27 protein-coding genes are annotated in these 26,015 nt (G+C 74.1%); 18 read left to right on the top strand and 9 right to left on the bottom strand.

What is annotated here, in order from left to right; genetic code table 11:
• Positions 1-3: 3 nt before the first annotated feature.
• Positions 4-918: a TetR/AcrR family transcriptional regulator gene (locus BCAV_RS19560; RefSeq protein ID WP_015884363.1), complete on the bottom strand. Its 915-nt coding sequence runs from the start codon at positions 916-918 to the stop codon at positions 4-6.
• A 98-nt stretch (positions 919-1,016) separates the two neighbouring features.
• Here BCAV_RS19560 and BCAV_RS19555 point away from each other — a divergent pair, with 98 nt between their 5' ends.
• Together BCAV_RS19555 and BCAV_RS19550 are read left to right on the top strand one after the other, a co-directional pair.
• Complete coding sequence (locus BCAV_RS19555) at positions 1,017-1,982, top strand: ABC transporter ATP-binding protein (protein ID WP_015884362.1); 966 nt, start codon at positions 1,017-1,019, stop codon at positions 1,980-1,982.
• Positions 1,979-2,815 (top strand): ABC transporter permease, encoded by an 837-nt coding sequence (locus tag BCAV_RS19550; RefSeq protein WP_015884361.1) that lies wholly within the window; start codon positions 1,979-1,981, stop codon positions 2,813-2,815. The genes BCAV_RS19555 and BCAV_RS19550 overlap by 4 nt, the downstream gene beginning before the upstream one ends.
• 63 nt (positions 2,816-2,878) lie before the next feature.
• On the opposite strand, the gene BCAV_RS19545 is transcribed toward BCAV_RS19550, so the two are convergent.
• A complete protein-coding gene (locus BCAV_RS19545; protein ID WP_015884360.1) occupies positions 2,879-3,685 on the bottom strand; it encodes an alpha/beta fold hydrolase in 807 nt (268 codons plus the stop codon).
• Positions 3,686-3,774: 89 nt separating this feature from the next.
• Between BCAV_RS19545 and BCAV_RS19540 the strand changes: the two genes are divergently transcribed.
• From BCAV_RS19540 to BCAV_RS19495, 10 genes are all read left to right on the top strand, one after another.
• Positions 3,775-4,428, top strand: a complete 654-nt coding sequence (locus BCAV_RS19540) for a TetR/AcrR family transcriptional regulator (RefSeq protein WP_015884359.1) — start codon at positions 3,775-3,777, stop codon at positions 4,426-4,428.
• A gap of 175 nt (positions 4,429-4,603) precedes the next feature.
• The gene (locus BCAV_RS19535; RefSeq protein ID WP_144016832.1) at positions 4,604-5,707 is read left to right on the top strand and encodes a heme/hemin ABC transporter substrate-binding protein; all 1,104 of its coding nucleotides are present in this window, start codon (positions 4,604-4,606) and stop codon (positions 5,705-5,707) included.
• On the top strand, positions 5,704-6,864 hold the full coding sequence (locus BCAV_RS19530) for a FecCD family ABC transporter permease (RefSeq protein ID WP_015884357.1): 1,161 nt from the start codon (positions 5,704-5,706) through the stop codon (positions 6,862-6,864). Before BCAV_RS19535 ends, BCAV_RS19530 begins: the two co-directional genes overlap by 4 nt.
• Positions 6,861-7,661 (top strand): heme ABC transporter ATP-binding protein, encoded by an 801-nt coding sequence (locus BCAV_RS19525; RefSeq protein WP_015884356.1) that lies wholly within the window; start codon positions 6,861-6,863, stop codon positions 7,659-7,661. Before BCAV_RS19530 ends, BCAV_RS19525 begins: the two co-directional genes overlap by 4 nt.
• On the top strand, positions 7,658-8,992 hold the full coding sequence (locus BCAV_RS21880; RefSeq protein ID WP_015884355.1) for a hypothetical protein: 1,335 nt from the start codon (positions 7,658-7,660) through the stop codon (positions 8,990-8,992). Before BCAV_RS19525 ends, BCAV_RS21880 begins: the two co-directional genes overlap by 4 nt.
• On the top strand, positions 8,989-10,269 hold the full coding sequence (locus tag BCAV_RS21875) for a hypothetical protein (protein WP_015884354.1): 1,281 nt from the start codon (positions 8,989-8,991) through the stop codon (positions 10,267-10,269). The genes BCAV_RS21880 and BCAV_RS21875 overlap by 4 nt, the downstream gene beginning before the upstream one ends.
• A gap of 91 nt (positions 10,270-10,360) precedes the next feature.
• Positions 10,361-11,776, top strand: a complete 1,416-nt coding sequence (locus tag BCAV_RS21870; protein ID WP_015884353.1) for a hypothetical protein — start codon at positions 10,361-10,363, stop codon at positions 11,774-11,776.
• A gap of 179 nt (positions 11,777-11,955) precedes the next feature.
• Positions 11,956-12,924, top strand: a complete 969-nt coding sequence (locus BCAV_RS19505; RefSeq protein ID WP_015884352.1) for a COG1361 family protein — start codon at positions 11,956-11,958, stop codon at positions 12,922-12,924.
• 54 nt (positions 12,925-12,978) lie between these two features.
• Complete coding sequence (locus BCAV_RS19500; RefSeq protein WP_015884351.1) at positions 12,979-13,656, top strand: biliverdin-producing heme oxygenase; 678 nt, start codon at positions 12,979-12,981, stop codon at positions 13,654-13,656.
• Positions 13,657-13,780: 124 nt separating this feature from the next.
• Positions 13,781-14,002 carry a hypothetical protein gene (locus BCAV_RS19495; protein ID WP_015884350.1) on the top strand — a complete coding sequence of 74 codons (222 nt, stop codon included), beginning with the start codon at positions 13,781-13,783 and terminating at the stop codon, positions 14,000-14,002.
• A gap of 49 nt (positions 14,003-14,051) precedes the next feature.
• Here BCAV_RS19495 and BCAV_RS19490 read toward each other — a convergent pair whose 3' ends face one another.
• Complete coding sequence (locus BCAV_RS19490; RefSeq protein ID WP_015884349.1) at positions 14,052-14,678, bottom strand: TetR/AcrR family transcriptional regulator; 627 nt, start codon at positions 14,676-14,678, stop codon at positions 14,052-14,054.
• A 164-nt stretch (positions 14,679-14,842) separates the two neighbouring features.
• On the opposite strand from BCAV_RS19490, the gene BCAV_RS19485 reads away from it, so the two are divergent.
• The 3 genes from BCAV_RS19485 (at position 14,843) to BCAV_RS19475 (ending at position 17,246) form a co-directional block, all read left to right on the top strand.
• Positions 14,843-16,300, top strand: a complete 1,458-nt coding sequence (locus tag BCAV_RS19485) for a sugar porter family MFS transporter (protein WP_015884348.1) — start codon at positions 14,843-14,845, stop codon at positions 16,298-16,300.
• A gap of 117 nt (positions 16,301-16,417) precedes the next feature.
• Positions 16,418-16,897, top strand: coding sequence for an SRPBCC family protein (locus BCAV_RS19480; protein WP_015884347.1), 480 nt, complete (start codon positions 16,418-16,420; stop codon positions 16,895-16,897).
• Positions 16,890-17,246, top strand: coding sequence for an ArsR/SmtB family transcription factor (locus BCAV_RS19475; RefSeq protein ID WP_015884346.1), 357 nt, complete (start codon positions 16,890-16,892; stop codon positions 17,244-17,246). The genes BCAV_RS19480 and BCAV_RS19475 overlap by 8 nt, the downstream gene beginning before the upstream one ends.
• 72 nt (positions 17,247-17,318) lie before the next feature.
• Here BCAV_RS19475 and BCAV_RS19470 read toward each other — a convergent pair whose 3' ends face one another.
• Both BCAV_RS19470 and BCAV_RS19465 read right to left on the bottom strand, forming a co-directional pair.
• Positions 17,319-17,879 carry an alpha/beta hydrolase family protein gene (locus BCAV_RS19470; RefSeq protein ID WP_015884345.1) on the bottom strand — a complete coding sequence of 187 codons (561 nt, stop codon included), beginning with the start codon at positions 17,877-17,879 and terminating at the stop codon, positions 17,319-17,321.
• Positions 17,876-18,313, bottom strand: a complete 438-nt coding sequence (locus BCAV_RS19465; RefSeq protein WP_043347576.1) for a (deoxy)nucleoside triphosphate pyrophosphohydrolase — start codon at positions 18,311-18,313, stop codon at positions 17,876-17,878. Before BCAV_RS19465 ends, BCAV_RS19470 begins: the two co-directional genes overlap by 4 nt.
• 241 nt (positions 18,314-18,554) lie before the next feature.
• On the opposite strand from BCAV_RS19465, the gene map reads away from it, so the two are divergent.
• Positions 18,555-19,322 (top strand): type I methionyl aminopeptidase, encoded by a 768-nt coding sequence (gene map, locus BCAV_RS19460; protein WP_015884343.1) that lies wholly within the window; start codon positions 18,555-18,557, stop codon positions 19,320-19,322.
• Positions 19,323-19,389: 67 nt separating this feature from the next.
• On the opposite strand, the gene BCAV_RS19455 is transcribed toward map, so the two are convergent.
• The 3 genes from BCAV_RS19455 to BCAV_RS19445 all read right to left on the bottom strand — a co-directional run bounded on the left by BCAV_RS19455 (position 19,390) and on the right by BCAV_RS19445 (position 23,431).
• Positions 19,390-19,854, bottom strand: a complete 465-nt coding sequence (locus BCAV_RS19455) for a PPOX class F420-dependent oxidoreductase (protein ID WP_015884342.1) — start codon at positions 19,852-19,854, stop codon at positions 19,390-19,392.
• 65 nt (positions 19,855-19,919) lie between these two features.
• Positions 19,920-20,927, bottom strand: a complete 1,008-nt coding sequence (locus BCAV_RS19450) for a transglutaminase family protein (RefSeq protein WP_015884341.1) — start codon at positions 20,925-20,927, stop codon at positions 19,920-19,922.
• Positions 20,924-23,431, bottom strand: coding sequence for a circularly permuted type 2 ATP-grasp protein (locus tag BCAV_RS19445; RefSeq protein WP_015884340.1), 2,508 nt, complete (start codon positions 23,429-23,431; stop codon positions 20,924-20,926). Before BCAV_RS19445 ends, BCAV_RS19450 begins: the two co-directional genes overlap by 4 nt.
• Before the next feature lie 206 nt (positions 23,432-23,637).
• Here BCAV_RS19445 and BCAV_RS19440 point away from each other — a divergent pair, with 206 nt between their 5' ends.
• Positions 23,638-24,612 carry a small ribosomal subunit Rsm22 family protein gene (locus tag BCAV_RS19440; RefSeq protein ID WP_043350723.1) on the top strand — a complete coding sequence of 325 codons (975 nt, stop codon included), beginning with the start codon at positions 23,638-23,640 and terminating at the stop codon, positions 24,610-24,612.
• Positions 24,609-25,325 (top strand): M50 family metallopeptidase, encoded by a 717-nt coding sequence (locus BCAV_RS19435; RefSeq protein WP_015884338.1) that lies wholly within the window; start codon positions 24,609-24,611, stop codon positions 25,323-25,325. The genes BCAV_RS19440 and BCAV_RS19435 overlap by 4 nt, the downstream gene beginning before the upstream one ends.
• A gap of 114 nt (positions 25,326-25,439) precedes the next feature.
• Here BCAV_RS19435 and BCAV_RS21865 read toward each other — a convergent pair whose 3' ends face one another.
• The gene (locus tag BCAV_RS21865; protein ID WP_015884337.1) at positions 25,440-25,877 is read right to left on the bottom strand and encodes a GNAT family N-acetyltransferase; all 438 of its coding nucleotides are present in this window, start codon (positions 25,875-25,877) and stop codon (positions 25,440-25,442) included.
• Between the last annotated feature and the right edge of the window lie 138 nt (positions 25,878-26,015).

Below are 26,015 nucleotides of genomic sequence, written 5' to 3'. Positions count from 1 at the left end.
CGCTCAGGAGGAGGTGGCTCGCTCGATCGCCGACTCGACGGCGTCGAGCAGCCGCTCGAGCGCGTCGTCGAGCCCGCCGGTCTCGTGCTCGAACCCGCCGGCCGCCCAGATGCGCGTCATCGTCGGGTAGCGCTCGACGTCGAAGTAGTCCTCCCAGAAGCTCGACAGGGAAGCCCAGTACGTGTCGTAGTCCTGGCCCGTGCGCTCGCGTTCGAGCACCTCGGCGATGTCCGCGCGGGCGAGACCGCGCACGTAGTTGTCGACCATGCCGATGAGGTCGACGACGCGTTCGGGCGGCAGGCCGGTGTCGATGATCGTGCGCAGTCCCGCCTCCTGGGCGTCGAGCACGTGGGGGGCGAGCGGCGCCCGCCACAGGTTCGCCTGGAGCAGCCAGGGGTGCGCGTGGAAGAGGTCCCAGAAGGCTCGCGCGTAGCGCTGCAGCCCCGTGCGCCAGGGCTCGCCCGCCGCCGGAAGGTCGAGGCCGGCGTAGGCGCGGTCGATCATGAGGTCCACGAGCTCGGTCCGACCGGGCACGTACGTGTACAGCGACATGGCGCCGACGTCGAGCCGCTGTGCGACCCGGCGCATCGAGAGGGCGTCGAGACCGTCCTCGCGCGCGACGGCGATCCCGGCCTCCACGACCTCGTCGAGGCTGAGCCTCGGACGGCGTCCGCGGGAGCGCGGAGCGGGTGACTCCCACAGGAGCGCGAGGCGGCGATCCGCCTCGGCGGTGCGGACGAGCTCGAGCCCGCGCTCCTTCGCGATCTCGTCGACCTGGGCGCGGGTGAGGGGCGGCGGCCCGCCCGCCGCGGCGGGGGCATCCCCGCCACCAGGTGCCCGGCCGCCGGGTGCGCCGTCGTCGCGTGCGCCGCCACCGGTCGCACCGGCGTCGCGCGGCTCGTCGTCGGCCTTCGTCACGTCGTCTCCTCGCCGATGTCGGACCCTGGGTGCACCATTGTCGTACAGCGTATGCTAGTGTCCTCCAGCCATTCCGGTACGACGTACGGGAGTACAAGTTGATCCATACCGAAGGACTCACGAAGACCTTCACGCGCGGCAAGGAGACCGTCGAGGCGGTCAAGGGGGTCGACGTCGACGTGGCCGAGGGCGAGCTGGTCGCCTTCCTCGGCCCGAACGGCGCCGGCAAGTCCACCACGCTCCGGATGCTCACCGGGTTGCTCGCCCCCACGGCGGGCAGCGCACGGGTGGCGGGGGTCGACGTCGTCACGCGCCCCGCGCACGTGCGGCAGCGCATCGGCTACATCGGTCAGGGCAACGGCGCTGGCCACTCCTACCGGGTGCTCGACGAGCTCGTCACCCAGGGCCGCTTCTACGGGATCCCCACGGCGGAGGCATTGCGTCGCGCCACCGATCTCATCGCCTCGATGCAGCTGGACGGGCTCGAGAAGCGCACCGTCTCGACGCTCTCCGGCGGCCAGCGTCGCCGGCTCGACGTCGCCATGGGCCTCATGAACCACCCGCCGCTGCTGTTCCTCGACGAGCCGACCACCGGCATGGACCCGCAGAGCCGGGCGAACCTGTGGGAGCACATCCTGCGGATGCGGGCCGAGTTCGGCATGACCATCGTGCTGACGACGCACTACCTCGAGGAGGCCGACCGCATGGCCGAGCGCGTCGTCGTCATCGACCACGGCTCGATCATCGCCGACGCCCGGCCGGAGGTGCTCCGCCTCGAGCACGCGGCCGACGTCATCACCCTGCGGTTCGCACCCGACGACGTCGGCACGGCGCGGTCGGCCCTCGGTGCCGACCTGCGGTTCGCCCCGGCGATCGCGCAGTCCGGCGACGACGCGCTGCTCCTCACCCTCGACCGCGGAGCCGAGGCGCTCCCCGACATCCTGTACCGGCTCGACGCCGCCGGCGTGCGTCCGGCCTCGGCCACGATCGCCGAGGCCACTCTCGACGACGTCTTCCTCAATCTCACCGGTCGCAGCCTGCGCGAGGAAGGAGCTGCAGCATGAGCGCCACGTCGATCGCCTCCACCCGGGCGGAGCTGCGCGGCACGGAACCCGCACAGCGGTCGGGCGTCGCGAAGTTCGCGTCCGACACCTGGGCCGTCATGATCCGCGAGCTCATGCTCGTGCTCCGCGACCCGTTCTCGCTCGTCTTCTCCCTCGTCCAGCCGCTCGTGTTCCTCGCCCTGTTCGCGCCGCTGCTCGGCGGGCTCGTCGGCGAGCAGGGCATCGACGGCGTCAGTCCGCTGCAGTGGTTCCTGCCCGGCGTCGTCGTCATGATCTGCGTGTTCGGCACGGGCATGACCGGCTCGAACCTCCTGTTCGAGATGCAGCTCGGCTCGTACGAGCGGATCCTCGCGACGCCGCTGTCCCGCGCGTCGATCATCGTCGGACGCTCGCTCAAGGAGTTCGTGCCGCTGGTCGTCCAGGCGCTCGTCATCACGCTCGCGGCGACGCCGTTCGGGTTCACGCTCTACCTCGGCCACGTGCTGGTCGGGCTGCTGATCCTCGGCGTCTTCGGGATCGGGGCCGGGGCGCTGTCCTACGCCCTCGCGATCGTCTCCCGGAAGACGGAGTGGATGTTCTGGGCCGTGCAGCAGTCGGTGACGTTCCCGCTGCTGCTGCTGTCCGGGATGATGCTGCCGCTCGAGACGGGGCCGGGCTGGATGCAGACCGTCTCGCGCGCCAACCCGCTGACGTACATCGTCGACGCCGAACGCGCGCTCTTCGCCGGGACGTTCAGTGATCCGGTGATCCTCTGGGGTGCGCTCGCGGCGATCGCGACGTGCGCCGTCGGCCTCGCCGTCGGCATCGGGGCGATCCGGCGCGCCGCGCGCTGACGTGATCGGGGTCGATCCGGGAGTCATCCGCTCCCGGATCGACCCCGGTCCGTGCGCCCCGGGCTACGTCAGGAAGAAGGAGCGCAGCTCGTCGGCGACGGCGTCGTCAGGCAGGCCGTGCCAGTCGCCGTCGACCGTGCGGAGGTTCCCGTGCGGGAGGCCACGGGCGACGTCGTCTGCCATCCCGACGAGGTCCGCGGAGCTCCCGGAGCTCGCGAGGACCAGAGTGGGGATCAGGATGTCGGCGAGCAGGTCGGTCGTCGTCGCCAGGCTGGCGAGGCTGTCGTAGACGAGCGTCGGGGCGACGTCGACCATCGCCTGCCATGACTCGGTGCCGCGCATCCCGGCCAGCATGTCCTCAGGCACGCCGACGCTGGTGAGGAAGAACTCCACGGCGCCGTCGTTGTCGCTCGCCTCGACGAGGCGCTCCAGCTCGGCGGTGAAGCGGCGCTGCTCGACGGCGTCGGACCCGTCGCCGACGGGTGGCTCGGCCAGGCTCAGCCGGGCGATCGCGACGCCGGCTGCCGCGGCCTGGAGGGCGACGAGCGCTCCGGAGGAGAACGTGTGGACGAAGGCGGGGGCGCCGACCGCGGCGATCACCGCAGCGAGGTCGCCGGCCTCTCGCTCGACGGCGTAGGGCGGGGTGTCCGTGCTCTCGCCCCGGCCGCGGCGGTCGTACCGGACGACGGTGAACGCTGTCGCGAGGAGCGGGACGAGGCCGTCGAACGAGCTGAGGCGGCGATAGTGGCCGGCGGCCTCGACGAGCACGAGCGGAGGGCCGGAGCCCGTCTGCTCGTACGCGATCCGGGTGCCGTCCGCCGACGTCGCCGTGCGGGTGCGGTCCGTCGAGGTCTTGAGCGGCGAGGACATGCTGCCACCTCCGGTGGTTGAACTGTACTGTGTAGTACAGGTGTGCGAGCGTGCGCCGACTGAACTGAACGGTCCAGTACTCTGGCCCGATGGCGACCACGTCCGGCGGGAGCGCGGCGCACCCGGGCGCATCACGTCGCGCGGACGCGAAGCGGCACCAGATCCTCGTCGCCGCGCGCGAGGTGTTCCTGGACCGCGGCTTCGCGGGAGCGAGCATGGACGAGGTGGCCGCCCGCGCGGGCGCCTCGAAGGTGACGGTGTACGCACACGTCCGGGACAAGCGGTCCCTCTTCGAGGCCGTCGTCCAGGAGGCGATCGACGAGGCCGAGGAGAGCACCCGCGACCTGGTCGGCGCCCTGGGCGAGAGCCACGACCTCCCGTCCGAGCTGCGGGCGTTCGCCCGAGCACACGTGCGCGAGGTCCTGCAGCCGCATCTCGTCCGGATGCGACGGCTCATCATCGCCGAGTCGCCGCGATTCCCTGAGCTCGCCCAGGCCTGGCACCGCGGCGGGCCGGTGCGCGGGCACGCGACGCTCGCCGGCGCCGTCGCGCGGCTCGCCGAGCGGGGGATGCTCAGCGCTCCGGATCCGTTGCTCGCCGCGCAGCACCTCAACTACCTGATCCTGGCGGTCCCGCTGAACGAGGCGATGTTCACCGGCGTCGACGCCCCGTACGGGCCACGGAAGCTGAACCGGTTCGCCGACGAGGGCGTGCGGGTGTTTCTCGCTGCCTACGCCGCGTGACGTTCGCGTGGGCGACCGCGCGCCACCACCTCCAGAGGTCGAGCCCGGTCGGCGGCGTGCCCGTGCGTCCGGTGGCGGGCGCGTGGCTGCCACACTTAGTGAGGCCAGGCACTCCTAACTTAGGTTAGCCTGTGCTCTTGTGATCGCCAGCCCGCCGCTGCCTCTCGTCCCGACCGTGTCCGTCAGGAGCCGAGCGCGGAGGCTCCGGGCGGGGCTCGCCGCCGCCGTGACGGCGGCCGTGCTCGTGCTCGCCGGGTGCGCCGCCGGGTCGGCCGGCGGCTCCGAAGGCCCCGCGCCCGCCGGTGCGCGCCTCGCCGACGTGGACCCGCTGGCCGACCCGCTCGGCCACGAGGGACCGTCCACCGCGACGCTCGCGGACCCCGACATCGACCCGCTCGCGACGCCGGAGCCGCAGCTGCCCGTCACCGTCACGGACGCGCAGGGCACCACGGTGACCGTCCACGACGTCAGCCGCATCCTCGCCCTCGACGTGTACGGCTCCACGGCCCGCACGGTGTTCGAGCTCGGACTGGGCGAGAACGTCGTGGGCCGCGACACCTCGTCCGGCTTCCCCGAGATCGCCGACCGTCCGCTCGTCACGGCCAACGGCCACCAGCTCACCGGTGAGGCGATCCTCGAGCTCGCGCCGACGCTCATCATCACGGACACGAGCCTCGGACCCTGGGACGTCGTGCTCCAGATGCGCGACGCCGGCATCCCGGTCGTCGTCGTCGACTCCCACCGCAGCATCGAAGGAGTCCCCTCGCTCATCCAGCAGGTCGCCGACGCGCTCGGGGTGCCGGACGCCGGCCGCGAGCTCGCCGAGCGCACGCAGTCGCAGATCGACGACGTCGTCGCGCAGATCGCCCAGATCGCCCCGGCCGACGGCGAGCGCCTGCGGATGGCGTTCCTCTACGTCCGCGGTCAGGCCGGCGTCTACTACATGTTCGGGTCCGACTCCGGCACCGACTCGATGATCGAGGCGCTGGGCGGCATCGACGTCGCGTCCGAGATCGGCTGGGACGGCATGCGGCCGATCACCGACGAGGGACTCGTCGCCGCGGCACCCGACCTCGTGCTCGTCATGAGCAAGGGTCTCGAGTCGGTCGACGGCGTCGACGGTCTCCTCGAGCACCTCCCCGCGCTCGCCCAGACGCCCGCCGGCGAGCGGCGCCGCGTCGTCGACATGGACGACACCCAGATCCTCAGCTTCGGACCCGCCACGGCGGAGGTCCTCGAGGCGCTCGCGGTCGCGATCTACGCGCCCGCCGACGCATGAGTGCGCCGGCCCGCGCCGTCGCCGGTCCGCACGCCGGGGCCGACGGCGCGGCCGGGGCCGACGCCGCCTCGTCTGCGCGGCGTCGGCCGGCCTCGGGGGAGGACGACGGCGCCCGGCGGCCACGCGTGTCGCGCACCGTCGGCCTGTTCGTCGCCCTGGGGATCGCGCTCGTCGTCGGCGTCGTGGTCTCGGCCGGCGTGGGGCAGCTGGCGATCCCGCCAGCGGAGGTCCTCGGCTCGCTCCTGCATCGGATCGGCATCGACGCGCTCCCGCTGCCGACCCACCCGAACGGCGACTCCGCCCTCTGGTCGATCCGGTTCCCGCGCGTGGCGCTCGCGCTCGTCGTCGGGGCTGCGCTCGCCACGGGCGGCGTGCTCATGCAGGGCGTCTTCGGGAACCCCCTCGCGGAACCGGGCGTCGTCGGCGTCTCCTCCGGTGCCGCTGCCGCGGCCTGCGCCGTCATCGTGCTCGGATGGGCGGCGTTCGGCTCCTGGACCATCGCCGTCGCTGCGTTCCTCGGCGGCCTCGCGGCCACCGCGCTCGTGTACGCGACGGCGCGCCAGGCCGGCCGCACGGAGGTGGTCACGCTCGTCCTCACGGGCGTCGCCGTCAACGCGGTGGCCGGAGCGGCGATCGCGTTCCTCACGTTCCTCGGCGACACGCAGGCGCGCGAGGAGATCGTGTTCTGGCAGCTCGGGAGCCTCAACGGCACGCGCTGGCCGGACGTCGCCGTCGCGGCCCCGCTCATGGCGGCGGGGCTCCTCGTCGCGCTGCTGCTCGCGCGCCGGCTCGACCTGCTCGCGCTCGGGGAGCGGCCGGCGCGCCATCTGGGCGTCGACGTCGAGAGGCTGCGGATCCTGGCCGTCGTCGTCGTGGCGGTGCTCGCGGGCGCCGCTGTCGCGTTCTGCGGGGTCATCGCGTTCGTCGGGCTCGTGGTCCCCCACCTCATCCGGATGTTCGTGGGGCCGGGGCACCGCGTCCTCGTGCCCGCGAGCGCTCTCGGAGGCGCGGTGCTCCTGCTCGCCGCCGACCTCGCGGCGCGCACGCTCGTGCCGTACGCCGACCTCCCGATCGGCATGCTGACGGCGCTCGTCGGCGGGCCGTTCTTCTTCTGGCTCATCCGCCGCACGCGGCGGGGCGCGGGAGGCTGGGCATGAGCGCGATCCTGTCGGCGCGAGGCGTGACCCTCACGCTCGGGGGCGCGCTGATCCTCGACGGCGTGGACCTCGACGTCGCTCCCGGCGAGGTCGTCGCGCTCGTGGGTCCCAACGGGGCCGGGAAGTCGACCCTGCTCGCCGCGCTCGCCGGCGACCTCGCCCCGGACTCCGGCGTCGTGCGGCTCGCCGACGCCGACCTCCGTGCGGAGCGGGCGGCGGACCTCGCGCGCGTGCGGGCCGTGCAGCTCCAGGAGACGCGCATCTCGTTCGCGTTCACGGTGCTCGAGGTCGTGCGGATGGGTCGCGCGCCCTGGCACGGGACGGCGCACGCGGATGCGGACGGCGACGTCGTCGCGCAGTCCCTCCGGATCGCGGAGCTCGAGGACCTCGCGCCCCGCCGCTACCCGACGCTGTCCGGCGGGGAGAAGGCGCGGACGTCGTTCGCGCGCGTGCTGGCCCAGCACACCGCCGTCCTGTTCCTCGACGAGCCGACCGCCGCCCTCGACATCCGCCACCAGGAGGCGGTGCTGCGCGAGGTGCGCCGCCGTGCGGACGGCGGCGTCGCCGTCGTCGTCGTGCTCCACGACCTCACGCTCGCCGCCGCGCACGCCGACCGCGTCGTCCTGCTCGACGGCGGCCGGGTCCGCGCTGACGGTCCGCCGCGGGCCGTGCTCACGCCCGAGCTGCTCACGCTCGTCTACCGCCACCCCGTCGCCGTCATCGACCACCCCGCCTCGCCCGGGCCCGTCGTCCTTCCGGTGCGACACCCCGCCCTCGTTCCCTCGGAGGTCTCATGAGCGCCCCCTCGCCCGCCGGGCTGCGCCACCGCGCCCTGCTCGCCGTCGCCCTGGCGGGCGCCCTGCTCGCCGCCGGCGCCGCCTTCGTGGCCGGTGCACCGCCGGCCGCCGCGGCCCCGCGCGTCAGCGTGACGAGCGAGGCCGGCGCGGGTGTCGCCTCGCTCGACGGCCCGACCACCGTGCAGGTGAGCGGCTCCGGCTTCCAGTCCGTCCAGGGCGGGTTCGGCGGCGTCTACGTGTTCTTCGGCTGGGTGTCCGATCCCGGAGGCGGGTCGTGGCGCCCGTCCCAGGGCGGCCGCACGGGCGAGGACCTCGTGTACGTGCCCGACTCCGAGTCGGCCGACAACGCCGGCTACCAGCGCTTCGTGACGTTCCCGGGGTCGAGCACCGCGCACGCCGCGAACGGCGGGGAGCTCGCGGCCGACGGCACCTTCGCGCTCTCGATGGTGATCCCCGGCCCCACCTTCACGGGGCAGGACCGGGCGGGCAACGCGTCGGCCGTGGACTGCCGCGAGGTGACCTGCGGCATCATCACGGTCGGCGCGCACGGCGTCGTCAACGCGAACAACGAGTCGTTCACGCCCGTCGAGTTCGTCGCGGGCGGGGCGTCGGCCGCGGACGAGGGGGGCGACGGCGCCGCGGCCTCGGGCGGCGGGGCGACGGCTGACGAGGGGGAGCGAACGGGCGACGCGGCGGCGGAGGAAGGCGTGGCACCGGACGTCCCGGCGACGCTGGGCGTCGAGACGACGACCGTCGTGGCCGGTCGCGTGCTGACGTTCACCGGGCAGGGCTTCACACCCGGCGAGCAGGTGGTGGCCTCGCTCAGCGGCGGCCTGGCCGCCGCCGGTCCCATGCTCGCGGGCCAGGCCGGCGAGGTGGCCGGGGTGCTGCAGCTGCCCGCCGACATCCGCACGGGCACGCACACGTTGCGCCTCGTCGGTGCCGGTTCGGGCGAGACGCCGGAGGTCGAGCTGACCGTCGTCGCGGACCCCGCGCTCGCCGCCGCCGCGGCCGAGGCCCAAGAGGACGGCGGCCTCCCGTCGTGGGCGTTCCTCGCCGCGGCCGGCACCGGGCTCGCGCTCCTGGTGCTGGTGCTCTCCTCGCTCGTGACGGCGATCGTGCGACGACGGCGGGCGCGCCGGGCCGCGCGCGGCGGGTCAGGGGTCCCCGACGGGGACGGTGCGCCGGGGGACGGTCCGGCGGTGCCCGGCGCCACGGGGGCTCCGGGCGCCACGGAGGCGAGCCCGTCGCCCGACGGGGCGCGGGCGCTGGACGACACGCAGGACCTGCCGCCCCTCGGGCGCGCGCGGGTCGAGGCGGGCGCGCCGTGAGGCGCCGCGCCCCGGTGCTCGCCCTTGCGCTCGCGGCCGGTCTCGCCGCGGTCGGCGCACCGGCCCTCGCGACGGCGGCGGGCGACGTGGACGTCGACGTCACCATCCCCGAGACCGTCACCGGTCCGTTCACGGTGTCGAACGCCGAGCTGCGCTGGGGCCTCAACGAGGAGGCGGGCTCCGGGTCGTTCTTCGGCGGGTGCAACTTCCTCTCCGCCGGCGAGGTGGGCGACACCGGTGGCGGCAGGGTCTGGACCGCTGCCGACGGCTTCTACGCCTCGCGCGACGGCAACGTCACCATCGAGAAGCCGTACCGGACGTCGTCGGGGGTCACCCGGCGCGAGATGCCGTTCGCCGACCGCTGCCTCGATGCGGACGGCACAGCCGTCTCGAGTGCCCGGCACACGGGGACCGGGGTCCAGGCGGTCATCCGTGGTGGCCGCGGCGAGGTCGACCCGGCGTCGGGGGACGCCCGGATCGAGTGGGAGGGGTCCTTCACCGTCGTCTTCTACGGCGGCCTCACGTACTGGTGGGTGAGCGACCCCGTGCTCGAGATCACCGACGGCGTCGGCACGCTCCGCGGGACCGGCGGCGGCTTCGGCACGTCCATGGAGGACATGTCGCAGTGGGTGGAGCTCGACGACGCCGAGATCGTGCTGGCAGACCTGAGCGGGGTGAACCTCGCGGGCTCCCAGGGTTTCCGCGGCGCGCCCGCCTACCTCGGCGTCCCTGTCACCGCGCCCGACGGCGCCCCGGCGCAGGTCCGCCAGGGCGCGGCCTGGGGGTCCTTCCCGCCCTCGTTCGTCGACTTCCAGGCGGGGACCGGGCAGGCGGCCTACTGGTACTCGTCGGGAGGGATCCGCGACGCGGCGAAGCCGGCGACGCCGGTCTACGTCAGCTACGACGCCGACGCGCCGGTGATGCCCGACCCGCCGCCCGTCCCGACCGACCCGGGTGGCGCGGGTAGCGCGCCCCCACCGACCGGCCCCGGCGCGGGTACGGGCGGCGGCGCCGATGGCTCGACGGGCGCCGGCGGAGCGGGTGCACCGGGTGCCACTGGCGGCGACGGTGCGGGCCTCGCCGACACCGCCCCACCGGGCCTGCTCGACGCCGAGACGTACCTGCCGGCGTCGGGTCTCATCCCGGACGTCGCGGCCGCGTTCGACGACCCCGCCGAGCGGTTCGCCTGGGCGCTGTCCGGCGTCTTCTCGCTCGCGGGCACCGCCGTCGTCGGCTTCCGCCGCGGATGGCTCGCGCTGCCGTGGTCCGCGGCATGACCCGGCACGCACCGCTTCCGAAGTAAGGCTATCCTCAGTAAGGTAAGGCTCGCCTCACCGTTCCCCTCACGACACGACCCACGGAGGACACATGCACAGCACACGCGCGACGAGCCGCACCGGCCGTCGCACGATCGCGGGACTGGCCGGCCTCGCCGTCTCGCTCGCCGCCGGAGTGGCCCTGGCCACGTCGGCGCAGGCCGCGCCGAACGAGATCGACGACGCCACCCTGCGGTGGTCGATGAGCGTGGAGGCGGGTGGAGGCGCGTTCTTCGGCGGGTGCAACTTCCTGTCCGCGGGCGCCGCGGGAAACGCCGGCAGCAGCCGGCTGTGGACCGAGGCGGACGGGTTCTACCAGACGGAGGTCGGGAACGTCCGCGTCGAGAAGCCGACGGCCGACGGCGGCTGGGCGACGCCGTCGTGGGCCACGAAGTGCCAGGACGCGAACGGTGCCGCCGTCAGCACGGCGCCCGCCAGCACGACGGGCGCGCAGGTCGTCCTGTCGAACGGCGTCGGCACGGTCGACGCGGAGGCCGGCACGGCACAGGTGTCCTGGGACGGTGACGTCACCGTCGTGTTCTACGGCGGCATGACGTACTGGACGGCGAGCGACCCCGTGCTGTCCGTCGCGGCCGACGGCACGGGCACGCTGACGGCGAGCGCGGGCGGGTTCGCAGCGTCGATGGAGGACCCGAGCCAGTGGGTGCCGATCGAGCCGGTCCAGGTCGGGCTCGCGACGTTCAGCGGCGTGACGGTCACGGCCGACGGCGTCGAGGTCCAGCCCGACTACCTCGGCGTCGAGGTCACGACGCCGGAGGGTGCCAGCCCGCAGGTGCGGACGGGCGGCTCCTGGGGTGCCTTCCCGCAGTCCTACGTCGACTTCCACCAGGTGACGGGGCAGTCCTCGTATTGGTACTCCTCGGGCGGCAGCGCCGACCCGAAGAAGCCGGCGACGCCGTTCACCGTCGCGTGGACGGCCGTGCCGGGCACCGACCCCGGGCCCGAGCCCGGCGACGGTGAGGTGCCCGTCGAGGTGATCGTGCCGGAGGACGGCGGACCCGGGCCCGAGCCCGGCGAGTTCAGCTGGACGATCTCCGGCGCGGGCGCCGTCAGCCTCGGCACGGCCGAGGCCACGCAGTCCGGCTTCGTCGCGAACGGCGCGCTGCACGCCATCACGGTGACCGACACCCGCGAGGACGCCCCGGCGTGGTCGCTGAGCGGTCAGGTCGGCGCGTTCGCCGCGAGCGGCGGTGCGTCCTTCGGCGGGCAGGCGCTCGGCTGGGAGCCCGCGCTCAGCGCGAACGCCCTGGGCGCCGTCGCCGGTCCGGCCGTCGCACCCGGCGCCGGCTCGGATGCGGGGCTCGCGGTCTCGCGGACGCTCGTCTCCGCACCGGCCGGGCACGCGCTCGGCTCCGTGCAGGTCGACACCTCGCTGCAGCTCAACGCGCCCGCGGGCACCGCTCCCGGTGCCTACACCTCCACGCTCACGCTGACCGCGCTGAGCTGAGCTCACGGCCCGGTCCGGCCCGCGCAGGGGCCGGACCGGACCGGGCCCGAACCTTCGGAAGACCCATGACACTGCACCCCGCCCCGAGCGCCGACCCTCGCGCTTCCCGTCGAACCTCGCACCCCGCGGTACGAGGCTCGACGCGGAGTGCGAGGTTCGGCGGGTTCCGCGGCGCTGTCGTGCTGCTCCTGGCGGCGCTGGTGGGCCTGCTCTCGTCGTCGCCCGCCGCCGCCGACGACGGCGACCTCGCCTGGAGCGTCCGACCCGCCGACAACGAGCACGGGACGTCCCGTGCGAACTTCGCCTACGCCGTCGAGCCGGGTGACGTCGTCGAGGACGCGATCGTCGTGACGAACCTCGGCCAGGCGCCGCTCGACCTGGCGGTGTACGCGGCCGACGGGTTCTCGACGTCCGCCGGCCACCTCGACCTGCTGCCCGCGGACCAGCCCTCCGTGGACCTCGGCACGTGGGTGTCGCCGTCGTCGCCCGCGATCGCGCTCGACCCGGGGGAGAGCGCCGAGGTGCCGTTCACGATCGCCGTGCCGGCCGACGCCGCGCCCGGCGACCACCCGGGCGGGATCGTGACGTCGTACGCCCACGGCGACGGCACGGTGCGCCGCGACAACCGCCTGGGCTCGCGCATCCACGTCCGCGTGGCGGGCGAGCAGGTGGTGGGCCTCGCCGTCTCCGACGTCCGTGCGGAGCACGCCACGACGCTCGACCCGACGCGTCCCGTCGCCATGACGCTCACGTACACGCTGACGAACACCGGGAACGTGCGCACGCTCGCGCACGAGGACGTGACGGTCGCCGGGCCGGGCGGCGTCGCGGCGGTGACCCGGTCCGCGCTCGTCGAGGAGCTGCTGCCCGGGGCGTCGGTGGAGCGCCAGGTCGTCGTCGACGGCGTGTGGCCGCTCGTGCGGCTGGGCGCGGATCTCGCCGTCGTCCCCGAGGCGGTCGACGGTGCGCTGGGCGAGCCGGTCGACGTCAGCACGTCCGCGTGGGCGGTGCCGTGGGGTGCGCTCGTCGTGCTCGTCCTCGTGGTCGGCGGCGCGGTGCTGATCGGCGTGCGGCGCGGACGCCGAACGTCGCGTGTGATCCCGACCACGAGTGGTTCCGGCTCCCCCGCCGGCGCACTACGTTCCTGACAGGACGTCACGACAATCTGTCGTGACACGACCCCCCCGACCCCGAGGAGCACGATGACGACCCTCACGCCGGCGACCGACCTCGACTCGCTCTCGACACGGCTGCGCGAGGCGACCCGTCCCGAGCACGAGCACGCGGAGACCCGGGGGTTCGTCACGGACCTGATGTCGGGCGCTCTCGGCCGGGACGCGTACGTCGACCTCGCCACGCAGCACCACGCGATCTACAGCGCCCTGGAGGACGTGGAGTCCGCGATGGCGGGCGACGCCGTCGGCGCCACGTTCGTCTTCGGTGAGCTCGCGCGCGTCGCCTCGCTGGAGGCGGACCTCGCGGTGCTCCGCGGCCCCGACTGGCGCACGGACGTCCGGCTGCTCCCCTCCACGCAGGAGTACGGGGCGCGGATCCGGTCCGCCGGCAGCGCCTGGTCCGGTCACTACCTGGCGCACGCGTACACCCGCTACCTCGGGGACCTCTCCGGCGGTCAGATCGTCCGGCGGATGCTCGAGCGCCACTACGGCCTGGCCGACGACGAGCTGACGTTCTACGCGTTCCCCTCGATCGCGAAGCCGAAGGTGTTCAAGGACGGGTACCGGGCCAGGATCGACGCCGCGCCGTACTCGCCCGCCGAGGGTGCCGAGATCGTGGCCGAGGTGCGGCGCGCCTTCGCGTTCAACTCCGCGCTGTTCACCCAGCTCGGCGAGGTGCACCACGCCGCCGCCCGCCCCGCCTGAACCTCCGCGAGAGGTTTTCTGCGCCACCGCGAGAGGTTTTCTGCGCCACCGCGAGAGGTTTTCTGCGCGACAGCGAGAGGTTTTCTGCTCGACGGCCGGGAAGCGGCCTGGCAGCCTCGCCTCCATGTCCGGACTCGACGACGACCCGTTCGACTGGCGCATCACGAAGGACGACCGCGTGCTCGTCTCACGTGGAGGCCGCGCCGTCGTGACGGTCGCCGGCAACCGCGGCCGCGCGCTCGCGGCCGAGCTGCGTGGCGCCGACGACGACGAGGCACAGCTGCTGCTCGCTCGCGCCACCGGCAACTACAAGCGGGGTAACGAGAAGCGTCCGACGCGACCCTGAGGCATCACCCGGCACGCTCCGCCGTCCTCCGCGGACCTCCGGGGGCCGGTCAGACGCCGGTGAGCTGGCGCTCGTCGACGGTGACCGGGTCGACGCCGACCGCCCGCATCACGAACCCGACGGTCGCCTCGATCGCTCGGTCGCGCGCGGGCCCGGAGTCGGGCACAGGGCGGCCGGCGAGGCACGAGTTCACGAGGGGCACGACGGCGTCGAGGTCCTGCCGCGGAAGCCGCCCGGTCGCGATGCCGAGCACGAGGATGCGGCGCAGCATCTGCTCGACCTGGTCGATGTGGTCGCGCAGGCGCTCCATCGTGGCGCGCGAGACGACGGTGCGGAGGTCCGGGCCGGGGGCCAGGTGGTAGACGCGCTTGAGCTGGATCTGCTGGAGCACGTAGACGCGGAGCTGGTCGACCGGGTCGTCGACGTCCGCGAGCGCCCGCTCGAGCGCCGCCACGTACGCGCCGGTCTCGTGCTCGATGAACCCGAGAAGCACCGACTCCTTGTCGGGGAAGTGGTTGTACACGGCCGTCCGCCCCACGCCTGCCCGCGCGGCGATGTCCGCGAGCGAGATCGCGTCGAACCCTGACGTCTCCATGAGCGTCGAGAGCGCCGTGAAGAGCCGGTGGCGGACCTGCTCGCGGTGCTCGGCGAGCGACGAGCCGATGATCTTAGGCACGCAGCCATGATGCCACGTGCTGACACAAGGGCCCGACGTCGTCAGATAAGTTAGGTCACCCTCAGTGACCCGAGCCACAGGCGCAACGCGCGCGTGAGACGCCGCGGCGGTACGTTCGCCCCCACGAGCCAGGCCGGAGTCGGTCGACGACGGGGGTGGTCCAGGTGGCGGAGAAGCCGGCGGTCAGCCGCCTCAACGCGCGGGTGATCGGGATCTGCGTCGCCGCGGCGCTCGGCGGGTTCATGTTCGGGTTCGACACGGCGGTCATCAACGGGGCGGTGGACGCCCTGGGCGACGCGTTCGCCCTCGGTGCGGGACTCAAGGGCTTCGCCGTGTCGTCGGCGCTCATCGGGTGCGCGGTCGGCGCCTGGTTCGCGGGGCCGGTGGCGAACCGCATGGGCCGCGTCCCGGTGATGCTCATCGCCTCGGCGATGTTCCTCGTGTCCTCCATCGGGTCGGGCATGGCGTTCGGCGTCGTCGACCTCATCATCTGGCGGGTCATCGGCGGCCTCGGCGTCGGCGCGGCGTCCGTCATCGCGCCGGCGTACATCGCCGAGGTCTCGCCCGCGTACGTGCGCGGACGCCTCGGCTCTCTGCAGCAGCTCGCGATCGTCACGGGCATCTTCATCGCGTTGCTGTCCGACGCCGTGCTCGCCGGCGTCGCCGGTGGCGCCGCGGAGATGCTGTGGTGGGGACAGGAGGCGTGGCGCTGGATGTTCCTCGCCGCGTCGGTGCCCGCTGTGGCCTACGGCCTCTTCGCGCTGAGGCTGCCGGAGTCGCCGAGGTACCTCGTCGCCCGCGGGAAGGTGGACAAGGCGTCCCAGGTCCTCCACGACTTCACCGGCGTCGTCGATGTGAATCTCAAGATCGAGCAGATCCGCGCCACGCTCGACAGCGAGAAGAAGGAGTCGCTGCGGGATCTGCGCGGGCCGCGCCTCGGGCTCAAGCCGATCGTCTGGGTCGGGATCCTGCTGTCGGTCTTCCAGCAGTTCGTCGGGATCAACGTGATCTTCTACTACTCGACGACGCTGTGGCGGTCCGTCGGGTTCGACGAGTCGAACGCGCTGCTCATCACGGTGATCACGTCGGTGACGAACATCGTGGTGACGATCGTCGCGATCCTGCTGGTGGATCGCGTCGGCCGCCGTCCGATGCTGCTCGCCGGCTCCATCGGGATGGCGATCTCGCTCGGCGTCATGGCGCTGGCGTTCTCGTTCGCCACGCTGACGACGGCCGACGACGGCACGCAGACGGCGGAGCTCGCGGCGCCGTGGTCGACGATCGCCCTGGTCGCGGCGAACGTGTTCGTCGTCGCGTTCGGCGCCACGTGGGGCCCCCTCGTGTGGGTGCTGCTCGGTGAGATGTTCCCGAACCGGATCCGCGCCGGGGCGCTCGCCGTCGCGGCGGCCGCTCAGTGGGTGGCGAACTTCTTCATCTCGACGACGTTCCCCGTGTTCGCGGAGATCGGGCTGACGTTCGCGTACGGCTTCTACGCGTTCTTCGCGGTGCTCTCGTTCGTGTTCGTGCTGCTCCGCGTGCCTGAGACCAAGGGCAAGGAGCTCGAGGACATGTCGGAGGACCTCGTGGTGGAGCGTCGCCGTTCCCGCGCCGCTCCGGCCTGAGCGGCGGGCGGCCAGGCTGCGGGGCGCCGTCGGTCGACAGTGCAACCGGAGGGTTGCGATTCCGGGTTGAACCGGCTAGCCTGACTTGCAACCGTACAGTTGCAACTAGGAGGAATCATGTCGAACCCGCCCGCCACCATCGACGACGTCGCGTTCACCGTGTCGCGCACCGTCCGGATCGACGCCCCGCTCTCCACGGTCTGGACGGCGCTCACCGCGCCCGAGCACCTGGCCGGCTGGTTCGGTGACCGCGCCGAGTTCCCCGACGGCGTCCACGTGGGCGCCGAGGGGACGTTCGGATGGCCGGATCACGGGGACTTCCCCGTGCGCGTGGTCGAGTTCGCCCCGGAAGAACGGTTCGCGTTCACCTGGGGCACGCCCGGCGAGCCGATCCGTGCCGACAACTCGACGACTGCCCACTTCACGCTGGACCCCGACGGCGACACGACCGTCGTCACGGTCCTCGAGACAGGGTTCGAGGACCTCGGCGACGACGCCCGCCGTCGCGCAGCCATGGAGGACAACCGCTCCGGCTGGACCGAGGAGCTCGACCAGCTCGTCGCGTACGTGGCGACGCTCGCCCGGACGGATGCCTGAGCGGGTCGGGCGAGCGACGTCGTCCGCGGTCCTGGACCCCGTCCCGTTGTGCGCTGCCCTGTCGGAGCCGATGCGCTGGCAGATCCTTGAGGTGCTCGGGAGTCGCGACGCCTCGGCGAGCGACCTGGCGCGAGAGCTGCCGATCAGCCGGCAGGCGATCGCCAAGCACCTCGCCCAGCTCGAGGCCGTCGGCCTCGTGGAGCCGGTGCCCGACGGTCGGGCGATCCGGTACCGGGCGTTGGGCGCCAGGCTGGGGATGCTCGCCGATCGACTCGAGGCCGTCGGCCGAGGGTGGGACCGCAGACTCGCCCGGCTCGCCGACGTCGCGGAGCGTCTCGACGCCGAGTGACGCGGTACCAGCGGCGGCATCGGGTGCGCCTGGTGACCACAGTGGTCACCAGGCGCACCCGATGTGCCGCCGTCAGAGGGCGGCGACCCACGCGGCGACGGCGGCCGCCACCTCGGCCTCGCGCCCGCGGACGTCGTGGGCGCCGGTCACCCAGACCTGAGTCACGAGCCCCGGGATCGCCGCGACGTGCTCGTCGAACTCGGCCGGCGACCCGAACGGGTCGGTGCGGCCGGACACGAACAGCACGGGCACGTCGATCCGGCCGAAGTGCTCGGTCCGCAGCTTCTCGGGCCTGCCCGGAGGGTGCAGCGGGTAGCTCAGCAGCACGAGTCCCGCCGCGGGGAGCCCGTCCGCGACGGCCATCGAGCACATCCGCCCGCCGTAGGACCGCCCGCCCAGCACGAGGCTGCCGACGTCGGCGTTGTGCGACGCCGCGAACGCCGTCGCCTCGGTGCGCAGGTGGGCGACGGCGACCTCCGGCCGGTCCGGCACCTTGCGGCCGGCGAGGCGGTACGGGAAGTCGACGCGCCGGCAGGGGAGCGGTGCGACGGCCTTCTCGACGGCGACCAGCGCCGGGCTCTCGCGGGAGGCACCGGCACCGGGTGTGAGCAGCAGCCCCAGCGGTGCGCTCATCGGTGCCGGTCCGCCCGGCCGCGTGCGTCGGCCCACGAGAGGGCGGCGTCGACGATCGGCCGGTCGGGTTCGAGCCAGTCGACGCCGAACCAGTCTCCGCGCTCGAGCCAGCGCACGTCGTCGTGGTCCGCGAGCGGTTCGGGCGCACCGTCGACGATCCGGGCGACCCACACCCGCATCAGGTGCCCGTTCAGGACGGGCCAGGCGCCGTCGTCGGGCCCCACGAGCTCGTCGGACAGCTCGAGCGTGACGCCCAGCTCCTCGTCGATCTCGCGGTGCAGGCCGGCGACGGGATCCTCGCCGGGTTCGACCTTGCCGCCGGGGAACTCCCACCGGCCCGCGAGCGACTTCGGCGCCGACCGGCGGGCGGTGAGCAGCCGTCCGGGCGCCTCGAGGTCGTCGACGATCGCGGCGGCCACGACGAGCGGAGACATGGGGAGATCGTAGGAGGTGCCGGTGTCCGGCACGTGGCGAGCCCGCGCGGGCGACGACGACGGCGGAGGCGGGAGTCGGGAGTCGGGAGTCGCGCGGTGCCGGGCCGGCCCGGGCCGGCCCGGGCCCCTCGGACGCCTACTCCGAGGGGGCCGCCGGCACGGTCATCCTCCCGGCCGTACCCCCGCGAGGGCGGGAGCGACACTCCGGCGACCCCGGCTCCCTGCGGTTAGGGTGCTCGGTGTGATCGACCTCAAGACCCCCGCCGAGATCGAGGCGATGCGACCGGCCGGCGCGTTCGTCGCGAGCGTGCTGACCCGGCTGAGCCAGGAGGCGGCCGTCGGCGTCAACCTCCTCGAGCTCGACGGCATCGCCCACCAGATGATCCGCGAGCGCGGCGCCGTCTCCTGCTACATCGACTACCACCCGAGCTTCGGCGCGATGCCGTTCGGGAAGGTGCTCTGCACGTCGGTGAACGACGCCGTGCTGCACGGTCTCCCGTTCGACTACGTGCTGCAGGACGGCGACCTGCTGTCGGTGGACTTCGCGGCGTCGGTCGACGGCTGGGTCTCCGACTCCGCGCTGAGCGTCGTCGTCGGCACGCCGCGCGAGGAGGACCTGCGGCTGATCCGGACGACCGAGGTGGCGCTCGACGCCGGCATCGCGGCCGCCGTCGTCGGCAACAAGCTGGGCGACATCTCCGCGGCGATCGGTGCGGTGGCGACCGACGCCGGCTACTCGATCAACACCGACTTCGGCGGGCACGGCGTCGGCCGCACGATGCACGGCGAGCCGCACGTGCCCAACCAGGGCCGGGCGCACCGTGGTCTGCCGCTGAAGCCGGGGCTCGTGATCGCCATCGAGCCGTGGTTCCTCGCGAGCACGGACGAGATCTACACCGACCCCGACGGCTGGACGCTGCGCAGCACCGACCGCTCCCGCGGCGCCCACTCCGAGCACACCATCGCGATCACGCCCGACGGGCCGCTCGTCCTCACCGCCCGCAGCTGAGCTCGGGCCGAACGCCTTCGCGAGAGGTTTTTTGTGCGACCGCGAGAGGTTTTCTGCGTCGACGCCGTCAGTCGTCGGCGAGCCTCGGCGGGAAGCCGCCCGTGGCGATCGGTCCCCAGTCGGTGATGGTGAGGCGGATGAGCGACTTGCCCTGGTCGACCATCGCCTGGCGGTACTCGGCCCAGTCGGGGTGCTCGCCGGAGATGGACCGGTAGTACTCGACGAGCGGCTCCACGGAGTCGGGCAGGTCGATCACCTCGGCCGTGCCCGTGACCTGGACCCACGGGTCCCAGTCGTCGGACAGCACGCAGGCCGCCGCGGCCGGGTCCCGCCGGAGGTTCACGGCCTTGGCGCGGTCCGGGTAGGTCGAGATCACGAGCCGGCCCTCGCCGTCGAGACCGCACGTCACGGGCGACATCTGCGGTGCGCCGCCCGCGCGAGTCGTGAGCAGGACGGCGCGGTGCCGGGTCCGGAGGAAGTCCTCGAGCCCGGCGCGGTCCACCCGGGTGGTCGTGGCGATGGTGCGGGCCATGGTGCTGCCTCTCGTCGGGAGCGGTGCCGCCGTCATTCTCCCGCGGCGGGCGCCGTCGGCGGGACTCAGGCTCGCGCCACGGGCCGCCGGAGGGGCGGGTTCGCGGCCCGCACGTCCGCGACCTCGGCGTTCGACAGCGCGACGAGCTCCACCTCGATCTCGACGTCGGCGCCGGCCCCGTCCGCGTAGACGACGCCGCGCAGCGGTGAGACGTCGAGGTGGTCGCGGCCCCAGCCGAGCACGACGTACCGGCTGTCGATGAGGACGTCGCGGGCCGCGTCGACGTGCAGCCATCCGCCGCCGGGCACCCAGACCGACGCCCACGCGTGGGCACCCCCGCCCCTGCCCGGCGGCGCGTCGCCCGGAGGAGCCGCGGCGTCGTCGTCCTCCCACACGTACCCCGACACGTACCGGGCGGCGAGCCCCATCGACCGCACGCTCGCGATCATCAGGTGGGCGAGCTCCGGCCCCGACGCCCGCCCCCGCTCGTGGATGCGTCGGGAGAGGTCGACGACGGCGTGCACGAGCGGGCGGCCGGGGCCGAACGACGGCGCCGCGAACTCGCGCACCGTCTCGTCCAGGTCGACCATCGCGGACGGCAGGGTCGCCTCGGCCACCCCGAGCAGGGCGGCGCCCTGGAGGCCGTGCCCGTCCCGGCTCGCGCGGCCGGTCGCGCCGAGCCCGCCCGCGCGCCCGGGCGACCCGATCGTGCGCGCGATCTCGGCAGCCGTCGTCCAGGGCACGGCGGGCAGGCTGTCGATCCGTGCACCCCGCCGGGTCACCGTGAGCACCGACTCGGCGCGCACCCGCAGCGACGTGTGCTCGGTCGCGATCCGGAAGTAGCTGGAGCGGTTCCCGTGGAAGTCGCGGTGTTCGGCGGTCTCCGCCGGGACCGGGTCGACGTCGAGTCGCGAGCTGTGCACGACCTGGCCGCCGCCGTCCCGCGGCAGCAGCACGGCTCGTCCGTAGGAGCCGGCCGCCGGGGCGGGATACGTGTAGGTCGCTCGGTGGACGACCCGGTAGTGACGCCCCGACTCGGACGCCCCGTGCGCCGTCGCCCGCCTGCTGCTCACGACGCCGTCCCGTCGGGTGCCCACGCGAGGGAGGCGTCGAGCCACGGGACCGGCACCGGATGCGTGAAGTGGACGCGGGCGATCTCCTCGCCGAGCTCGGCGAGGCGCCACCGCATCGACTCGAGCGTCTCCGCGAGACGGGACCGGACGCCGTCGTCGCCGGCGGCAGCGGCGGCACGGGTGTCGAGCTCGTCGAGGAGGTCGACGACGTCGGCCAGCAGGGCATCGCGGGCGGCGGTGCCTCGGGCGGGGGCGGGGACGGCGGCGAGGTCCGCCCCGAGCGCGACGAGCTGGAACCGCAGGGAGCGGGGGTTCGCGGCGTCGGTGAGCAGGAGGTCGAGCACGGTGCCGACGCTCGCGCGTGCCTGGTAGCGGCGGCGGTACGTGATGACGCTCTCGTGGGCGATGAGCACCGACTCGAGCACGAGCGAGTCGACGTCGCCGCTGCGGAGGCGCGTGAGCGTGGCGGCGAGCGTGTCGACGAGCCAGCGCGCACGCTCCAGGCGCCGGCCGGCGTCCATGAGCGACCAGCCGGCGTCGCGCACCATCGACTCGGCCGCGATACCGGACAGCGCGAGGAGACCCTCGAGGAGCCGGGCGAGGACGGGTCCGAGCTCGGAGCCCGGGTCGCGCTCGTGGTGCGCGCGCTCGCGTGCGATCGCCCGCTCGATGGCGGAGAGCGCGAGCCACGTGTCGCCGGAGAGCTGGTCGCGCACCGCCGTCGCCGTCCGGGTCAGCTTCGCCTCGGTGTGCGCCACGGAACCGGGCCGCCGGGCGTCCGTCACGACCTCGGACAGGCTCCCGGACGCCGCCACGGTGGCCACCGCGTCAAGCAAGACGTCGAGGGCGCGGGCTCCGACGTTCGCGGGAGAGGCGTGGAAGTCGTTCCACCGGTCGGAGACGGCCCGCACGAGCCGCACCGTCTGCTCCGCCTGCTCCGCGTGCCGGCCGAACCAGAACAGGTCCTCGGCCGCTCCGGGGGAGATGGACGCCGGGAGGTGCGCCGTCCCGCCGGTGGACGACGGCGCCGCCGCCTCGCCGACCCACGGATCGGCCACCGTGTACGGCTCGGAGGAGAGCACCCATACGTCCTTCGCGGCGTCGAGCGGGCCGGGGTCCGTGAGCACGGTGTCCTCCGGGGTCACGCGCGCCAGGCCGCTCGACATCACCTGGTAGCCGCGGGTGCCGGCGACGGCGAACGCCCGCAGCGTCGTCGGCCTCGCCTCGAGGGCCGACCCGGCCACGGTGGGCGTGGTCGAGGCCTCGATCGGTTCCTGGCCGACCCAGGCGAACGGGCGGTCGGCGATGCGGGCGGCGAGGTCCGCACGCTCGTGCAGCGTGAGGTCCCAGCCGCGGACGGCCGGCGCGCCGGGGGCCGTGGGGCGCACCACGAGGCGGTCGAGGTTCGCCATCACGTGCGAGCACATCGACCGTTCGCCGCACCAGTACGTGACGGCCGACCCGATCGCGAGCTCCTCGCCGAGCAGCTCGCGGGCGAGCCGGGGCAGGTAGGTGAGCAGCCCGGGGTTGTCGAGCACGCCGCTGCCCAGCGGGTTGACGACCGACACGGCGCCCGCTCGGGCGGCCTGCACGAGGCCGGCGACGCCGAGCCGGGAGTCGCCACGCAGGTCGAGCGGGTCGCAGTGCTCGGCGTCGACGGCGCGCAGCAGCACGTCCACGGGTTCGAGCCGGCCGAGCGAGCGCATCCAGAGCCGCCCGTCGGCCACCACGAGGTCCTCGCCCGTCACGAGCGGGTAGCCGAGCATCGTGGCCAGGTACGCCTGGTCGAACGCGGCGGGGGAGTCTGGTCCGGGCGTGAGCAGGGCGACCCGGGGCGCGTCGCCGGCGCCGGCGGGCGCGACCTCGGCCGCGGCGTGGCGCACCGCCTGGAAGAACGGCCCGATGCGGCGGATGCGTGCGTGGCGGTACAGCCCGCTGAGCACCTCGGCCACGATGCGGCGGTCCTGCATCGCGTAGCCCATCCCGGTGGGTACCTGGGCGCGGTCGGCGAGAACCTGCCAGCCGCCGTCGGCGTTGCGCGCGAGGTCCACGGCGAGCGTGAACAGCTGGTGCTCGCCCGGCACGCGGATGCCGTCGACGGCGCGGACGAACCCGCGGTGGCCGAGGATCAGGGCCGGTGGGAGGACGCCCCGCGTGAGGAGCTCGGCGCCGGAGTACAGGTCGGTGAGCACGAGGTCGAGCAGGAGCGCCCGCTGCCGCAGCCCGGACTCGATGCGCGCCCACTCGACCTCGTCGAGCAGCACGGGGAGCGGGTCGAGGAGCCAGGGCCGGCCCGTGCCGCCCGCGTCGTCGGCGCCGTGCCGGACGCCGTGGTCCTCGAGGAGGGCGACGACGTCGGCGGCGCGCTGGGCCAGCTGCTCGCCGTGGTGCAGGCCGACGAGGTCGGCCATCTGCGCCCACGCGGCCCGTGCGGCCCCGGTGGACTGGAGCATCTCGTCGTGGCCGGGTCCGCCCGCCCGGTAGCCGGCGAGCACATCGGTCATCGAACCTCCCGGTGCTCGCAAAGTCCGGCTGTGGCTCGCTGCTGCCCGAACGGCCCCGGCTTGACCTTGAATGGCCCACACATTACTCCGCGCAGAGGGAGGTGCAGGGCGACACGAGCGGGGCTTCGCAGGAGCGCGCTCGCCCATCCGGGGCATCCCTGGATCGACCTGCTCGCCGGACGCGGGAGGATGGGCCGGTGCGCGCCATGCCTCCCGAGCTCCTCGACGCCGTCGCCGGTGAGCTCGGCAGGCACCGGGGCGCCGGCGTCGCGGCGTCCGCGCGCCGCCTGAGCGAGCGGTACCTCGCCGACCACCCGGCATCACGTCCGATCCTCGCCGCTCCCGACGACGTCGCCGGCTACCTGACGACCCGGATGCCGGCGACGTTCGCCGCCGTCGCCGCTGCTCTCGACCAGGTCAGCGACGCGGTGCCCACCCTCGAGCCGCGATCCGTGCTCGACCTCGGCGCCGGCACCGGAGCCGCGACGTGGGCGGCACGCGAGGTGTTCGGGAGTCTCGAGCGCGCGACGCTCGTCGACTACGCACCCGAGGCTCTCGCCGTCGCCGCCCGGCTGCTGCGGGCGAGCGATCTGGACGTCACGACGACGACGGCGCCGCTCACGCGGGCAGGTTCCGGCGCCGACGACGGCGTGGCGGGGCCGGATCTCGCCGTGTGCGCGTTCGTGCTCGGGGAGCTGACGGAGCAGGCGCGCGACGCCGTCGTCGACTCCGCGATGCTCGCGCCGACGGTGCTGCTCGTGGAGCCCGGGACGCCGGCCGGGTACCGGCGGATCTTGCGGGCGCGGGGGAGGCTGCTCGACGCCGGCTGGCACCTCGCCGCGCCGTGCCCGCACGAGCTGGCCTGCCCGCTGGCGAGCGTCGAGGGCGAGTGGTGCCACGCCGCCGTCCGGCTGCCGCGTACCCGGGAGCACCGGGCCGCGAAGGGTGGCGAGCGCGGGTACGAGGACGAGAAGTTCTCGTACGTGGCGGCGACACGGCTGCCCGTGCGCCTGCCGGCGGCGCGTGTGCTCCGGCACCCGCAGGTGCGCACCGGGCACGTGCGGCTGGAGCTGTGCGAGGCTGACGGCGCGGCACGCGGCGTCACCGTGTCGAAGCGGCAGGGGACGCTGTACCGCGCGGCCCGCAAGGCCGCGTGGGGCGACGCCTGGGACCCGGCGTGAGCGGGTGGTGGGACGACGTCGTCACGCGCGTGACGCCGTCGTCGGCCGTGACGCTCGACGCGCGCACGGTGACTCTCGCGCTCGCGGCGGCGCTCGCCGTCGTCGCCGTCCCGCCGCTGTGGCGCGTGCTGCGCGTGGTGGTGACGCTCGTGCACGAACTGGGGCACGCCGTCGTCGGCATCCTCTGCGGGCGGCGGTTCACGGGGTTCGTGCTGCGGGCGGACATGTCGGGGGAGGCCGTGACCGTCGGCGCGGCGCGCGGCGCCGGGCGCGTGGCGACGACGTGGGCGGGGTATCCGGCGCCGGGGATCGTCGGCGCGGTGCTCGTGCTGGCCGCGGCGCACGGCTGGGCGGCGCCGGTGCTGACGGCGGTCGGGGTGCTGCTCGTCGTCGTCGCGATCCGCGTCCGGTCGTTCTACACCGGGCTCGCTCTCGTCGCCGTGCTCGCCGGCGTGGCCGCCCTGTGGTGGTGGCGCGACGACGCGCGCTCCGCGGCGGTGCTGCTCGGGGTCGGCGCCGTGCTGGTGCTGGGCGCCTGGCGACACCTCGGGGCGGTCGCGGGGTCGCCGCGGGGGAGCGATCCGGCGGTCCTCGCCGCGCTGACGCGGGTGCCCGGCTGGCTCTGGGTGTTCTCGTTCGGGCTGGTGCTGGCTGGGGCGACGTGGGTGGCGTGGCGGCAGGTCGCCGAGGTCGGGCTCGCGCTGCCGTGGTGAGGGCTGCGGGGCCTTGGGGCGGGGTAGGTGTCGCGGTCCTACGTCAGTGACCCGCTGGGCGGGTCACTGACGTAGCGCCCGCCCTATGACCTCCGCTGCCTGCGCTCGACACCGTCACGCCCGGACGGGTCGCACGAGTCGGAGCTGCCTGTCGCGCTGGCCGTCGGCGGTGAAGCCCGCACGCCGCGCGAGCGCGAGTGAGCGCTCGTTGGCGGGATCGATGAGCACGACCACGAGGGACGTCTCGCCGGCCTCGGCGAGCCGCTGCAGGACCAGCCGGACGGCGCGCGTCGCGACGCCGTGGCCCCGCTCGGCGGCGAACAGGTGGTAGCCGAGGTTGATCTCGCCGGGGCCGACGGCGGGATGGTCGGGGTCGACGTCGACCCACCCCACGACGCGGCCGTCCACGAGCACGACGTCGCTCGGTCGTGGCTCGTCGCTGCCCTTCCCCAGGAAGCGGTGGAACTCCGCGTCGCGGCCGGCGACGAGGATCGCGGCGTCGCCGGGGACCGGTGGGCGGATCGAGACGACCCCGTCCGTCGTAGGTGACATCTGCCCACGGTAGGCGCCGAAGCCAGCGCGATCGGTGGCACGAAGCGTTCGTTCGCGGCCGTGAGCGACGACGTCATCGAACTGTGACCCAAGAGGCACCTGGGTGCGCCGTCAGATGCCCTAGTGTCTGGCCACCAG

The organism is Beutenbergia cavernae DSM 12333 (assembly GCF_000023105.1).
Taxonomy (GTDB): Bacteria; Actinomycetota; Actinomycetes; order Actinomycetales; family Beutenbergiaceae; genus Beutenbergia; species Beutenbergia cavernae.
This window is presented reverse-complemented; position numbering and strand designations above follow the sequence as displayed.